The 14339-nt window shown below is 37.8% G+C and carries 16 protein-coding genes; 3 read left to right on the top strand and 13 right to left on the bottom strand.

Annotated features, from left to right (window positions below; genetic code table 11):
- Positions 1-142: 142 nt before the first annotated feature.
- The 3 genes from HMPREF2961_RS15660 to HMPREF2961_RS04690 all read right to left on the bottom strand — a co-directional run bounded on the left by HMPREF2961_RS15660 (position 143) and on the right by HMPREF2961_RS04690 (position 1775).
- Positions 143-544: a hypothetical protein gene (locus tag HMPREF2961_RS15660; RefSeq protein ID WP_002320697.1), complete on the bottom strand. Its 402-nt coding sequence runs from the start codon at positions 542-544 to the stop codon at positions 143-145.
- Between the two features lie 21 nt (positions 545-565).
- Complete coding sequence (locus HMPREF2961_RS04685) at positions 566-1279, bottom strand: C47 family peptidase (RefSeq protein ID WP_002315441.1); 714 nt, start codon at positions 1277-1279, stop codon at positions 566-568.
- Between the two features lie 166 nt (positions 1280-1445).
- Positions 1446-1775, bottom strand: a complete 330-nt coding sequence (locus tag HMPREF2961_RS04690; protein ID WP_226088651.1) for a thioredoxin family protein — start codon at positions 1773-1775, stop codon at positions 1446-1448.
- 48 nt (positions 1776-1823) lie between these two features.
- Between HMPREF2961_RS04690 and HMPREF2961_RS15335 the strand changes: the two genes are divergently transcribed.
- Positions 1824-2120, top strand: coding sequence for a hypothetical protein (locus tag HMPREF2961_RS15335; protein WP_156238171.1), 297 nt, complete (start codon positions 1824-1826; stop codon positions 2118-2120).
- Between the two features lie 20 nt (positions 2121-2140).
- Here the strand turns inward: HMPREF2961_RS15335 and HMPREF2961_RS04700 are convergent, their stop codons facing one another.
- Positions 2141-2455 carry a hypothetical protein gene (locus HMPREF2961_RS04700; RefSeq protein ID WP_002315444.1) on the bottom strand — a complete coding sequence of 105 codons (315 nt, stop codon included), beginning with the start codon at positions 2453-2455 and terminating at the stop codon, positions 2141-2143.
- A gap of 377 nt (positions 2456-2832) precedes the next feature.
- Between HMPREF2961_RS04700 and HMPREF2961_RS04705 the strand changes: the two genes are divergently transcribed.
- Positions 2833-3729 carry a helix-turn-helix domain-containing protein gene (locus HMPREF2961_RS04705; RefSeq protein ID WP_070704036.1) on the top strand — a complete coding sequence of 299 codons (897 nt, stop codon included), beginning with the start codon at positions 2833-2835 and terminating at the stop codon, positions 3727-3729.
- Between the two features lie 91 nt (positions 3730-3820).
- Here the strand turns inward: HMPREF2961_RS04705 and HMPREF2961_RS04710 are convergent, their stop codons facing one another.
- From HMPREF2961_RS04710 to HMPREF2961_RS04725, 4 genes are all read right to left on the bottom strand, one after another.
- A complete protein-coding gene (locus HMPREF2961_RS04710; RefSeq protein WP_002290330.1) occupies positions 3821-4084 on the bottom strand; it encodes a type B 50S ribosomal protein L31 in 264 nt (87 codons plus the stop codon).
- Positions 4085-4182: 98 nt separating this feature from the next.
- Positions 4183-5478 carry a transcription termination factor Rho gene (gene rho / locus HMPREF2961_RS04715; RefSeq protein WP_002290332.1) on the bottom strand — a complete coding sequence of 432 codons (1296 nt, stop codon included), beginning with the start codon at positions 5476-5478 and terminating at the stop codon, positions 4183-4185.
- A complete protein-coding gene (locus HMPREF2961_RS04720; protein WP_070704038.1) occupies positions 5475-6746 on the bottom strand; it encodes a UDP-N-acetylglucosamine 1-carboxyvinyltransferase in 1272 nt (423 codons plus the stop codon). Before HMPREF2961_RS04720 ends, rho begins: the two co-directional genes overlap by 4 nt.
- 164 nt (positions 6747-6910) lie before the next feature.
- Positions 6911-7780: a class II fructose-bisphosphate aldolase gene (locus tag HMPREF2961_RS04725; RefSeq protein WP_002290335.1), complete on the bottom strand. Its 870-nt coding sequence runs from the start codon at positions 7778-7780 to the stop codon at positions 6911-6913.
- Between the two features lie 102 nt (positions 7781-7882).
- Between HMPREF2961_RS04725 and HMPREF2961_RS15890 the strand changes: the two genes are divergently transcribed.
- Complete coding sequence (locus HMPREF2961_RS15890) at positions 7883-8095, top strand: hypothetical protein (RefSeq protein WP_080000618.1); 213 nt, start codon at positions 7883-7885, stop codon at positions 8093-8095.
- Here the strand turns inward: HMPREF2961_RS15890 and HMPREF2961_RS04730 are convergent.
- The 5 genes from HMPREF2961_RS04730 to miaA all read right to left on the bottom strand — a co-directional run bounded on the left by HMPREF2961_RS04730 (position 8072) and on the right by miaA (position 14338).
- The gene (locus HMPREF2961_RS04730) at positions 8072-9682 is read right to left on the bottom strand and encodes a CTP synthase (protein ID WP_070704041.1); all 1611 of its coding nucleotides are present in this window, start codon (positions 9680-9682) and stop codon (positions 8072-8074) included. The genes HMPREF2961_RS15890 and HMPREF2961_RS04730 overlap by 24 nt on opposite strands.
- Positions 9683-10216: 534 nt before the next feature.
- Entirely contained in the window at positions 10217-11557 is a 1341-nt protein-coding gene (gene glnA / locus HMPREF2961_RS04735; RefSeq protein WP_002287001.1) for a type I glutamate--ammonia ligase, read from the bottom strand.
- 27 nt (positions 11558-11584) lie between these two features.
- Positions 11585-11977 (bottom strand): MerR family transcriptional regulator, encoded by a 393-nt coding sequence (locus HMPREF2961_RS04740; RefSeq protein WP_002290339.1) that lies wholly within the window; start codon positions 11975-11977, stop codon positions 11585-11587.
- Positions 11978-12189: 212 nt separating this feature from the next.
- On the bottom strand, positions 12190-13419 hold the full coding sequence (hflX, locus tag HMPREF2961_RS04745; RefSeq protein ID WP_002290340.1) for a GTPase HflX: 1230 nt from the start codon (positions 13417-13419) through the stop codon (positions 12190-12192).
- A gap of 1 nt (position 13420) precedes the next feature.
- Positions 13421-14338 carry a tRNA (adenosine(37)-N6)-dimethylallyltransferase MiaA gene (gene miaA, locus HMPREF2961_RS04750; protein WP_002315448.1) on the bottom strand — a complete coding sequence of 306 codons (918 nt, stop codon included), beginning with the start codon at positions 14336-14338 and terminating at the stop codon, positions 13421-13423.
- Position 14339 lies beyond the last annotated feature (1 nt).

Here is a 14339-nt window from a genome sequence, read left to right on the forward strand (position 1 = left end):
AGAACCATTTACACAAAATTATTGACGCTCCCATCGCATATATATTTTTTGATAAAACAAATATCAGTACAACTGTAAAAATACACAGCACAAAATTAAATTTCTTCATTTGCTCTCCTTTGATATAATTATTCTAATTTCTTTACTTTTTTATTAACTCTATTCCCATCGCATTTGAAGTCGTTCCAGAATCTAGCTTACTGCGTATAACGAATATACGCTCATCATCTCTCTTATCCAATGTGTAGGCCCATTGATTATCTTCACAATATATCGTCAACCCATCATTTACTTTTATGCCTGTGAAAGCACCATTAAACTGGTGTTTATCATACGAAATGTCTATTGAATGTTTATCAATGTTGATTGTCCACATTGATTCATCTCCCGTATATACCCATTCTCCACAAAAAAAAGTTAGCTGCTCCCATTCTTCCTTTGATAATTCTAGTTCTTTTTTCTTCGGTTGACTAGCGGGAGAAGAACAAGCCGTACATAATAATATTGTTACTAGAATAAGAGAAGAAATTTTTTTATACTTCACTCCTAACACCCCTAATGCTATTTATAGATAATGCCAAGAAAATAATCCTGAATCTTGTTTGAATACCACCCCATGAGTACTAATCAAATGACTGGAAGGGTCCAGTAGATCATATCCATAGCTTGAATTACTCCATGGATTCCATACGGAAATCGTTTTATAAAAATCAAAGTTAGCGTACCCTCTAACAACAAACGCATGCCTATCCTTCCCTCTAGTTTGTTTTAGCGCAGATACCCAATATGGCCGATTCGCATTAATTTCAAGCATCGTTCCTTCTGCTGTAGCTGTCCCCCATCTATTTGAAATACTATGAAATCCATAAGAATTAGCGTAGCTAATACATTGGATATTTGAGGCAGATTCATCTGCTAAATTGGATGAACTTGGATACAAAGTTGTCATCATCTGTCGTGCAGTAGGAAAACTTTTCCTAGTTTGATAACGGATAATAGCTGTAGTAGCGTATGCTGCACACCATGAAGTTTTCCCTTGATTTTCAAGAAAATCCAAGTTTAGATACTTTTGTCCATATGCTTTGGATAACCTATCAATAGTTTGACTATCCGTAGATAAGCTAAAAATAAATTTGTTCTCGCACTCGTTTGTCAATGTACGAAAATTGAAATTACTTAATTTTAATTCGCTAGGACTGATAAAGCATCCAGAGACAAACGAAACCGCTAACAAAAACACTCGCTTAGAATAATTCTCTAAGTAACGTAAATCCACCATTTTAATTATTTTCCCTAATTTTTTCCAAGATCAACTCAATATCTTTTCTTAATTGTGCTATTTGTCGTCGCGTATCATCATTATTTTTTTGAAGTATTTTCAGAGCGTAAAGACAAAATACTAAAAATAAGCCTAGAAGTATCATGCTATATATAGGGATAAACAACTATGCATCCTCCTCAAAAATAGTTTTATTATTTTCTAAAAATTCAGAAATAGCTTTTGCAGTGTAAACACCATCTAATCTATCAACTAAAACACCTTTAGAAATCATTAATAATGAGGGTACTACAGTTAAATCAAGCTTTTTAGCTACTTCCTCTAAGCTCTTTTCATCTTCGTTTCGAGCTATATCAGTTCTATAGTAGCTGGCTTTTACTCCTACACTTTTTAATATGTTTCGAAGGGTAGGTTCAATTTCTTGGCATTGAATGCAAGTCGGTCTACCTACATATAATAAAAAAGTATCAGAACCATCAAACTTTGATTTTAACATTTCTGTCTTTATCACAGGTAGAATATTATTCATACCAAATCTGCCTGTTTGAAAAAAATCAACGAGAATGCTACTACAAAGAGACATAGAAACTATATAATTATTCTGCTAGTTTTAATCGACTTTTTCACATCTCATCAATCCAATCAAAGTTTAAAACAAGCCACTACGAAACTCATCGTCCCAGTGCCTAAAGCTGCAAAACCTCCAATACAAGCAGCACAAATAACTTGTATAGCTGGGCACGGAGCAACACAAGCTCCTGCAATGATAGTCGCAACGTATTTACTAATACCAAGAACAACAACAATACAAGCAATTTTAGCAGCAACACCTCTACTCTGAGGTAACAAAACTCCTTGCTTTTATACATTTTGCATGTCCTTTTTAATTTGCTCGTTAGATAAAAACTCTTCATTAAGTAAATCAGATTTCATCAATTTACCGTTTACATAAGATTCAATTTGAATTTTATTGTTCAACCCTCGACTAATAATAGTTTCTTGATATCCTTCATTTTCTCCATTCTGACTGTAAGTAACCGTCAAATTACTAAATAAATTATAATCATCACCTACTATGGGCACCGTGATCGTATAAAAATCCTTTGAATTTTCTGTAACTTCTAGAACTTTTGCGTTTGTTAAATCCAACGAGCTTTTTGGTACATGAATAATCATATTTCTATTGCGTAATTCATTTGAAATCTTGACTTCATATCATTAGTTACTATTGTACTTACTAACTTTGTAGTTTCCGTAATATCAAACAACTTCGTGAATATATCTAATTTTTCATCCGTAAAATCTGAAATCATTTTTTCATTTGTTGTCTTAGAATTAACTACTTTGCTTGCAGAAACATTTAGAACTGGGATAAATAATCGATCGACAATCTATCCACCACCCAAATAACAACCTATCCCCGATTTTCAATATTAAATACACACCTCCCGTGTTTTTATTTTATCTACTATGTTATTATGATTAAAAATACGTATTATTTTCATTTTGTGATTAATTTGCGCATAACAATTATAAAAGAACGGAGCGGTGATATGGATAGCGGGGAATTGCTTAAGAAATTGCGTGTAGAAAGAGGTATCTCTCAAAAAAATTTAGCTCACAATATAACAACAAGAAATACATTATCTAGATATGAAACTGGAAAAAATAGCATACCTTTTGTTATTTTATTGGAATTTCTTGATAAATTGAATATAACCATGGATGAATTTGTCTTATATCTAGAATTTGATAGCATACGAAAAAAAAATAAAAAGATAAAAGATTTTATTAAAGCTACTAGAGAGAATAGAGGATCACGGAAGTATACTTTAGAAATCATTCGAAAAAAAGCAAATACTACACGAGACATTGTTGATATTCGCAACTATTTAATCATAAAAACTTTTGATTGGTATACTCTGCCCATAGAAAAACGTAAGCTGAATAAAAATGATAAAGAACACCTGGATCACTTTGCCAATTATTTAGAAAAAGTAAATGAGTGGGGAAGATTTGAAATGATCAGTTTTAGCTCATTACTATTTCTTTTTGATACAAACTATATTTCCCAAAGGCTTACAGAAATCGAACGCAAAATTGAAAAATACAACGATTTTGAAATATTCCATCCGATATTATCCAGTCTTTATAATAATGCTTTTCTTTTAATGTTAGAACGCAAAAATATTCACTTTTCTAAACAATACTTACAAAAATTTGAAGCTACTCATCATAGATTATTGTTTGCAAAAGATACTCAGATATCCATTCAATTTTATAAGGCATTAATCTGTCATATAGAAGGAGATAGCATCAAAGGACGAAAACGAATAATGAAAATTTTACAAGGACTAGAATTATTAGAGATGGATAGTTTAATCCATGAATTTAAATTTGGTTTAATAAAATTCGAAAAAATTTACTGTATCCCACCCATTTTTGAGTAACGATATCCATCTATTCATTATGGTCAAAAACGAAAAAAACAGACTATCCCTATCGGATAGTCTGTTAAACGTTGAGTTATCAGCGTTTTTATTATTCCGCAGCGTTTGCGTCTTTGAGACCGTATTTTTTGTTGAAACGGTCCACACGTCCGTCTGCTTGTGTGAATTTTTGACGTCCAGTGTAGAATGGATGTGAGTCAGAAGTTACTTCGACACGGATGACTGGGTATGTATTACCGTCTTCCCATTCAACTGTTTCTTGTGAAGTTTTTGTTGAACCTGACAAGAATTTGAAACCAGTTGTTGAATCCATGAATACTACTGGGTGGTAATCTGGATGGATGTTTTCTTTCATGATTTTTTCGCTCCTTTGCCCTGCTCCATTTGCTGAACCAGAGTTGATTTGTCGATTTACAACATTAACATCTTAACATGTTTCAGTCAAGGTTGCAATTATCTTTTCAGATTTCTGGTCGGATTTTTTTTACCAAAGGAGACATCTTGAAATTCTTTGAAAAATTGCTGATTGTTTTTTGTTTTACGCAAAAAGCGGATCAGTTGTTCCGTATATTCTAATGAATCTCCAGTCATATTTTTTCGAAGTTTCCAAATTTCTTCTAGTTCTTCACTTGGCATCAATAATTCTTCTTTTCGGGTACCTGATTTTTTGATATCGATGGCTGGGAAGATCCGACGTTCGGATAACTCGCGTGAAAGTTGTAATTCTAGATTTCCAGTTCCTTTGAATTCTTCATAGATCACGTCATCCATGCGGCTTCCTGTATCGACTAAAGCGGTCGCTAAAATCGTCAAACTGCCACCTTCTTCGATGTTTCTTGCCGCCCCGAAAAATTTCTTAGGTTTATACAATGCGGCTGGGTCAATCCCGCCACTCAATGTACGTCCGCTTGGTGGAACGACTAAGTTATAGGCCCGAGCAAGTCTAGTAATACTATCCATCAAGATAACGACATCTCGTTTATCTTCGACCAAACGCATGGCGCGTTCCAATACTAATTCAGAAACTCGAGTATGGTTTTGCGGCTGCAGATCAAATGTAGAAGATACCACGTCGCCTTTCACGCTTCGTTCTAAATCCGTTACTTCTTCCGGACGTTCATCAATCAGTAGAACGATCAATTCTACTTCCGGATAGTTTTCGGTGATACCATTTGCGATTTCTTTTAATACAGAAGTTTTCCCTGCTTTTGGTGGTGCGACGATCAATCCACGCTGACCAAAACCGATTGGAGAGAAGATATCGATCATTCGGGTAGATAGTCTTTGCGGTGTTGTTTCCAGTTGTAGCTGTCTTTGCGGATAAAGAGGTGTTAAGGCTGGAAAATGCGGACGTTCTTTTGCTTCTTCCGGATCTTTTCCATTAACGCTTTCCACGTGCATCAAACCATAATAACGTTCCGATTCTTTAGGTGGACGGGCTTTTCCTGCCACTTTGTCCCCATTTCTCAAACTGAATCGTCTGATTTGTGAGGCAGAAATATAGATATCTTCTGCACTTGGTCCATAGTTAATTGGCCGTAAAAAACCGTAACCATCTTGACCAACGATATCTAATATCCCTTCCATATAATAAAATCCTTGTTTCTCAGCTTGTGCACGAATCACAGCTAGAGATAATTCCTTTTTGTTCATCTTACTGTAATAAGGAATTTTAAATTCTTTGGCATAACTATAAACTTCTTTTAACGTTTTGTTCTCTAGTTCTGCCATTGTCAAATAATCGCTCATTCAGCTCCCACTTCCTCTATCATTTCGATTGATGCCCCTAAGGCTGTTAGTTTCTCGATAATATGATCATAACCGCGTAAGATATAATCTACGTTATAAATCGTCGTTGTTCCTTCTGCTAATAGTCCGGCAATCACTAAACAAGCACCTGCCCGAAGATCGGAAGCCACGACTCCTGTCCCGTGAAGTTTATTTGGACCATTCACGATGATCATATTTCCTTCCACGGTAATATCAGCGCCCATTCGAGCTAATTCAGGCACGTGATTCACCCGTTTCGCATAGATCGTATCGATGATTTCTGAAGTGCCTGCGGTCATCAATAGCAACGCAGTGAGTGGTTGCTGCAGATCTGTGGCAAATCCTGGATAAGGATAGGTCATGATATTTGCGGCTTTTAATTCTTTTGAGGGGTAAACTTCGATTTCATCTTCGCTGATTTTCATATGGACGCCAATTTCCTGCAATTTTGCTATAAAACTTTCCAAATGTTCAAAAATCACATTTTTCACTTTGATACCTTTTCCTGCTGCAGCTGCTAATGCCAGATAGGTTCCTGCTTCGATACGGTCAGGAATCATGAAATGACGACAGCCATGTAATGCTTCGACTCCTTCGATACGGATCACATCTGTACCCGCTCCTCGAACTTTTGCCCCCATATTATTCAGTAAAGTTGCCACGTCGATGATTTCCGGTTCTCGTGCAGCGTTTTCAATTACTGTCTGTCCCTTTGCTTTTACAGCAGCTAACATCACATTGATTGTAGCTCCGACTGAAACCACGTCCATAAAAATCCGATTGCCATGCAACTCTTCATTTTTTGTCCGTAAATACATGGCACCATGTTCATTTGTCACTTCAGCACCTAGAGCTTCAAATCCTTTGACGTGTAAATCAATCGGTCTAGGACCTAAATAACAGCCTCCAGGCAGGCCTACTACCGCTTCGCCAAATTTACCAAGCAGTGTTCCCATAAAATAATAAGACGCACGCAAACTATTGATTTTTCCGTGCGGCATCGGAACCGATACGATTTCCCGCGGGTCAATTTCTAATATGTTGTTGGAAAAATGGACCGTTGCGCCCATGATCTCTAATATTTCAATTAATGAATGAACATCTTGTATGTCCGGCACACCTTCCAAAATCACTGGGGAATCAGCTAAGATTGCAGCTGGAATCAATGCGACTGCACTATTTTTTGCACCGCTGATCGTTACTTCACCAGCTAAAGGTTGGTTTCCTTTGATTACGATTTTTTTCATCTGTTTCCACCTTGTTTATTAATCTTTTTTCATGGATATGCTTGTATTTTATCATAGATAAAAAAAAGAAACGAGCATGGTCTGCCGTTTTAAGTAAAAAAGAATGGAGAACGACTTCAAAAGTCGTTCTCCATTCCTATACATCGTATCTGTTATGTGGATGCTTACGCTTTGTTAGCTGAACCAAACCAGTCGATATGAGCTTTCGCATCTTCAACGATTGCTGCTTTACCTGGAGCTAATAATTTACGAGGGTCGAATCCTTTACCTTCTTTATCTTTACCAGCTTCGATATATTTACGAGTAGCTGCAGCAAATGATAATTGGAATTCAGTGTTAACATTTACTTTTGAGATACCCATTGAGATAGCTTTTTCGATTTGATCTTGAGGAATACCTGATCCGCCATGTAATACTAAAGGCATGTCTGGACCTACAGCATCAGCAATTGCTTGTAAGTGGTCAAATGCTAATCCTTTCCAGTTTTCTGGATATTGACCGTGGATGTTACCGATACCGCAAGCTAAGTAGTCGATACCTGTAGCAACCATTTGTTTGCATTCTTCGATGTCAGCTAATTCGCCGTTACCGATGATTCCGTCTTCTTCTCCGCCGATTGAACCAACTTCACATTCAACTGAGATACCTTTTGCGTGTGCTTTTTCAACAACGTCTTTAGCTAATTTCAAGTTTTCTTCGAATGGTAGATGTGAACCATCGAACATTACTGAAGTGTAGCCTAGTTCGATACATTCCAAAGCAGCTTCGTAGTCACCATGGTCTAAGTGGATAGCAACTGGAACAGTGATGTTCATTGCTTCAACTAAATCAGTGATCAAATCTTTACAGATTTTGTAACCACCCATGTATTTAGCTGCACCCATTGATGTTTGGATAAGTACTGGTGCTTGTTTTGCTTCAGCCGCTTCAAGAATTGCTTGAGTCCATTCCAAGTTGTTTGTGTTGAACCCGCCGACAGCGTAACCGCCTTTACGAGCAGCTTTTAAAAATTCAGCTCCTGATACTACTGGCATAATAAAATTCCTCCTAAGTTTTGTAAAACTAAATTTGTTAAGACAATTCTTAACCAACGACCCTATTTTACCAAACATTTCGGTAGTTTTCTACTAAAATCAATGAAAATGAAAATTTTCAAGAAGTTTTTTGCAAAAAATAAAATGCTTAATCGCTCTTTACTCAAAAAAAGTCTTTTACTTCCTATCTTTTTTCCTATTAATAATAACAAATCAGAAAAAGAGAAAAGTGACAAGAAAATTGCTTATCCCTTTCTCTTGCTGCTTTTCTCTTTCTATCAAGCTAAAAAATTATTTTGTTTCATGATCTGCTAATGATGCTCCGACAAATGCTTTGATTAATTTTTGCGGACGATTTGGACGAGAAATCAATTCTGGGTGGAATTGGCATCCCACAAAGAATTTCTTCTCTGGCAGTTCTACGATTTCTACTAAACGGTTATCTGGTGAGACACCTGAAAAGACTAACCCTTGTTCTTCAAACATTTGACGATATTTGTTGTTGAACTCATAGCGGTGACGGTGACGTTCTTGCACAACATCAGCTCCATCATATGCTTCAGTCGTCTTCGTTCCTTTTTTGATTTTACATGGGTATAATCCAAGGCGTAAAGTTCCACCCAAATTCTCGATGTTTTCTTGGTCAGCCATTAAATCAATAATGTTGTTTGCTGTATCTGGATTCGTTTCAGCTGATGCCGCATCTTCCAACCCAACGACGTTACGTGCAAATTCGACACAAGCCATCTGCATACCAAGACAAATCCCTAAAAACGGAACGTCATTTTCGCGAGCATAACGAATCGCTTCGATTTTCCCTTCTACTCCGCGATCGCCGAAACCGCCAGGAACTAAGATTCCATCTGCATCTTTCAAACGTTCTTCTACATTTTCTCTCGTTAATTCTTGTGCTTTGATCCAATCGATCTCGATGTCTGAGTTATAGGCGAAACCAGAATGTTTCAATGCTTCAACTACTGAGATATATGCATCTGGTAACTCGACGTATTTACCGACAAGTGCGATCCGTACTTTTTTCTTCAAGTTCAAGACACGTTCTTCTAATTCTTTCCATTCTGTCATGTCTGCTTCTGGTGTATCTAGTTTCAAATGATCGCAAACGATTTGATCCATTCCTTGTGCTTGTAAAACTAACGGGATGGAGTAAAGTGTATCTACATCTGGCGACTCGATGACTGCTTCTGGCTCGACATCACAAAATTGTGCCAATTTGTTTTTCACGCTTTGAGAAACAGGTTGCTCTGTACGTACCACCAAAATATTCGGTTGGATACCTAAACCGCGTAGCTCTTTTACACTGTGCTGTGTTGGTTTAGTTTTCATTTCTCCAGCAGCTTTCAAGTAAGGGATCAACGTTGTATGGATATACATAACATTATCTGTACCGACATCTGCTTTCATTTGACGAAGTGCTTCAAGGAATGGCAAAGATTCTATATCTCCTACCGTTCCTCCTACTTCTGTAATGATCACATCTGAATCAGTCATTTTAGCTGCTCGCATGATTTTTTCTTTGATCTCATTTGTAATATGAGGAATAACTTGAACTGTTGCTCCCAAGTATTCGCCCTTACGTTCTTTACGCAAAACTTCAGAATAGATTTTTCCTGTCGTCACGTTGGAGTATTTGTTCAAATTGATGTCAATAAAACGTTCGTAGTGGCCCAGATCCAAATCTGTTTCAGCACCATCATCTGTTACGAATACTTCTCCGTGCTGATATGGGCTCATCGTCCCTGGATCCACATTGATGTATGGATCAAATTTTTGGATAGTTACTTTTAAGCCGCGGTTTTTCAATAAGCGTCCTAAAGAAGCTGCAACAATCCCTTTTCCGATTGATGAAACGACACCGCCGGTCACAAAAATATATTTTGTCATAAGTTCAAAAACTCCTTTTTAATTTATGTGCAGGAAAAGTCTCAGAAAATAAACAAAGCTCCCTATTCTTCAATAAGAATAGGGAGCCGAAATTTCTGTAAACTTCTGACCCTTTAAAAGGGTGCCCAAGGTGTATAATACAAGCTGACTGAGGGAAAGTCAAGTACTCAAATGAAGACTATCCGCTTACAATTTTTCTTTTTCGGTATCCTTTGAGAAATTATTTCTTAAGTCCTTTATGAGTGCAAAAAAATTTAACCCACATAATAGGCTTGAGATAAACATGGCTAACGTTAAACTTAAGCAAGTCAGGAAATCTTTACTGAAAAATTTTAAGTGAAACAATAGATAAAAAAATAAGGAGGGCGACAAACGTCGTGCCCCCCTTATTTCTAAATAAACGGTGTTCAATCAGCTGACCCTCGGTATTAGCTCAAAAAACGGCAAAATATGAGGAACTATTTTTCCGTTTGTTTCTCTAATACTCAGGTCAAAACGCTGATTTCACAACCTCTAATTCACGTTATTCCTGTTTTAATAAAGTTCTAGATATTGTTCTCTTTCCCACTCGGAAACAGTTTGTCTGAATGCCGCCCATTCGAGACGTTTTGCTTCAACAAAATTTGAGAAGATATGTTGTCCTAATGCATCAATCATTACATTATCCTTACGTAATTCCTTGATAGCATTATGGATAGTTGAAGGTAAGTCTTGGATATGTGCAGCTTCTCTTTCTTCCTCATCCATGACATAAATGTTACGGTCAACAGCGGCTGGCGGTGTGATCTGATTACGGATACCGTCTAGTCCTGCTTGCAACAACACTGCCATTGCCAAGTATGGGTTTGCAGATGGATCAACTGAACGCAATTCCAAACGTGTGGACAATCCGCGAGATTCTGGTACACGTACTAATGGCGAACGATTACGACCGCTCCACGCGACATAAACAGGCGCTTCATAACCTGGAACGAGACGTTTATAAGAATTGACTGTTGGATTGCAAACGGCTGTATAGGCACGAGCATGTTTCAGCAACCCGCCTAAGAAATGATACGCTGTTTCACTTAGTTCCAATTCACCGTCTTTATCATAGAAGACATTACCTTCATCATTGAACAAAGACATATTGCAATGCATACCAGAACCATTGATTCCAAATAACGGTTTCGGCATGAAAGTTGCGTGAAGTCCGTGCTTGCGTGCAATCGTTTTGACAACGAGCTTGAAGGTTTGGATATTATCACAAGCATCTACCACATCTGCATATTTAAAGTCAATTTCATGCTGTCCTGGCGCTACTTCATGATGTGAAGCTTCCACTTCAAAGCCTAAGCTTTCTAATTCCAACACGATGTCACGGCGGCAATTTTCACCTAAATCTGTTGGTGCAAAATCAAAATAACCACCTTTATCATTCAAGGTCGTTGTAATCCCACCGTCTTCGTCTAATTTAAATAAGAAGAATTCTGGTTCAGGTCCTAAATTGAAAGAGGTAAAACCAAGGTCGCGCATGTCTTTCAATGCTCGTTTCAAATTCCCACGAGGATCGCCGGCAAACGGTGTCCCATCTGGATTATAGATATCACAAATTAAACGAGCAACTTTTCCATGAGCACTTTCCCATGGGAAGATCATCCAAGTGGAGAGATCTGGATACAAATACATATCGCTTTCTTCAATTCGAACAAATCCTTCAATCGAAGAACCGTCAAACATCATTTTGTTTTCTAACACTTTGTCGATCTGGCTCACTGGAACTTCTACATTTTTAATCGTACCTAAGATGTCTGTGAACATCAATCGTAAAAATCGTACGTTTTCTTCCTCAATGATTCGTTTGATCTCTTCACCTGTTATCTGTTTCTTTACCATGGTATCCCTCTTCCTTTTTTAATTTATTCAGTCAAAGAATTGTCTTTGCAATCCTTGCGACTGATAATGACCTGTTTTGCTTAACCCACCTTGCGCCAAAATCTCATCACGAAAAATTTGTCGAACGTCATGATCTGTCAACGGCTTCTTGCTTTTTGCTTCTTGTTTTTTCGCCTGTGCCATTTCGTATACACGTTTGATCCCAGCCATGTTTAACCCGTCTGAAAGATAATCTTTGATCTCAAGCAGCATATCGATATCATTCAACGAATACATGCGGCGATTTCCTTCACTTCGTTCCGGATGAACTAAATCTTGTTCTTCATAGTAACGTATTTGCCGAGCAGATAAATCAGTCAGCTTCATAACTGTACCAATTGGAAATACGGACATAGATCGGCGCAATTCCTTTTCTCCCATCAGACGTCCCCTTTCGTTTTATAAGTTGGCTAAAGTGTACCAATTAAAAAAAATATTGTCAACTGCATATGTTAGGTTTTCTAACATGAGACCTCTGTTTTTTTATAAAATAACAAAAAAGGCATCTAGTTGATTTTCGTACCAGATACCTTTTACTTTTATTGTACTATGCTATTCTTTCCCAGTGATTTTTATTGTAAAAAAACAAAATTTTATTTGCTTTTTCTTAACCATTTTGAATCATTTTTTGCAAAGCCTCTCACTTCATACTCGTTTGATTCTTCCATGTAGGCTTCGTCCAAAACCATCGTTTGTCTTCTTAACTCACTTAATTTCTGTCCTTCATTGCTTGGCACAGACAGTGTATAAGGTGTCATCAGTTCCATCAGTTGACGCTTGATTGCTTCGATCAATGCCGTCTTCCCTTCTTTCGTTTGAGCAGAAATCAATACATTAGGGAATAATGTGGGTGTAAACATCGCTGGATCAATCTGGTCTGCCTTATTGTAAACAGTCAGTATCGGCATTTCTTTCATATTCAATTCATCCATCAATTTTAGTACAGTCTGCTCTTGTAAAATGCGATCTGGAGAACTGGCATCGACTACATGCAACAAAAGATCCATATTCTGACTTTCTTCTAGTGTAGAATGGAAAGCATCGATCAGTTGCGTAGGCAGATCTTGGATGAACCCGACGGTATCTGTTACTGTAATCTCAAATCCTTCAGCAAAACGCCATCTTTTAGTCAATGGATCTAACGTTGCAAACAACTGGTCTTTTGAATAAGTATCCGCTTGTGTCAATAAATTCAAGATGGTTGATTTCCCAGCATTCGTGTAGCCTATAAGACCAATCTGAAAAATCTCACTGTTTTTTCTTTTTTGACGGTTGCGCTCTCGATGGGCTTCTACTTCTTTCAATTCTTTCTTAACAGCAAAAATTTTATTCCGTATATGTCGGCGGTCTGTTTCTAACTTTGTTTCACCTGGTCCTCTTGTTCCAATCCCACCACCAAGACGAGACAATGTTTTCCCTTGCCCCACTAAACGAGGCAGAAGATATTCTAACTGAGCAAGTTCAACTTGCAGCTTTCCTTCTTTCGAACGAGCACGCATCGCAAAAATATCTAGGATCAGCTGTACTCGATCAATCACCGGAAGGCCAACAGCATCCGTAATCAGTTGACTCTGTCTCGGAGTCAGTTCATGATTAAAGATGATCAAATCCGCTTCATGCGCATCTGCTTGTTGAACTAATTCTTGTAATTTCCCTTTCCCGATAATCGTTTGCCGATCTACTTGTGGTCTTTTCTGTGTAATTGTGAATACAACTTCTCCTGATGCGGTGTTCGTCAGCTGAACTAGCTCTTCCATTGACTCTGAAAAGTAACGCTGGTTTGCTTCGGTTTCTACCCCTACGATGATTACTTTTTCTTCCATTTTATTCCGCCTCCAGCCATTTTTTGATTGTTTGCTCAATCTGACTTTTTTGATTTGGCTCACTTATAAGATCAAACCACTGTGCATCCAAACGGTTACGAAACCACGTTAACTGACGTTTCGCGTATCTTCTCGAATGTAGTTTGACTTGTTCTGTTGCTTCTTCCAATGTTTCTTTCCCTTCAAAATAAGGGAAAAATTCTTTATATCCAATCCCTTGACTGGCTTGGACTTCTCCAAGCTCATATACCTTACGTGCTTCTGCTACCAAGCCTTCTGCTAGCATCAAATCGACTCTGTGATTGATTCGATCATACAGGACATCACGCTTCGTATCTAACCCAATCATGAGGTAATCATATAATCGCTTTGGCTCTTCTTTAGGTGCCGTGATACTATGCCCGGTCGTCTCCAAAACTTCCAGAGCTCTTATCACTTTGCGTTGATTGTTCCAGTGGATTTTCTCAGCAGCTGCCGGGTCTTTTTCTTTCAACTGATTCCATAACGCTTGGGAACCAATTGTCTCGGCTAACGTTTCATACTTTTTTCTAATCTCAGGATTCGCTTCTTCTGTCGCCCCTAACTGGTAATCGTATAGAAGGGATTGGATATACAGACCCGTGCCACCAGCTATGATAGGTAGATGCTCTCGATTCGCAATCTCAGTAATCAATTGTCGACCTGAATGCTGAAAATCAGCGGCTGAGTAACATTGAGTAGGTTCGATCACATCAATCAAATGATGCGGAACATCATTCATCTCTTCTTCTTTGATTTTTGCTGTACCGATATCCAGATTTTTATAGATTTGCAATGAATCACCGCTGATGATCTCTCCACCAAATAGTTGTGCGAGTTCCACACTTAGCGCTGTTTTACCGACTGCTGTCGGACCGACGATCACTAATACTTTTTCCATA

The sequence above is a fragment of the Enterococcus sp. HMSC076E04 genome (genome assembly GCF_001814285.1).
Classification (GTDB): domain Bacteria; phylum Bacillota; class Bacilli; order Lactobacillales; family Enterococcaceae; genus Enterococcus_B; species Enterococcus_B lactis.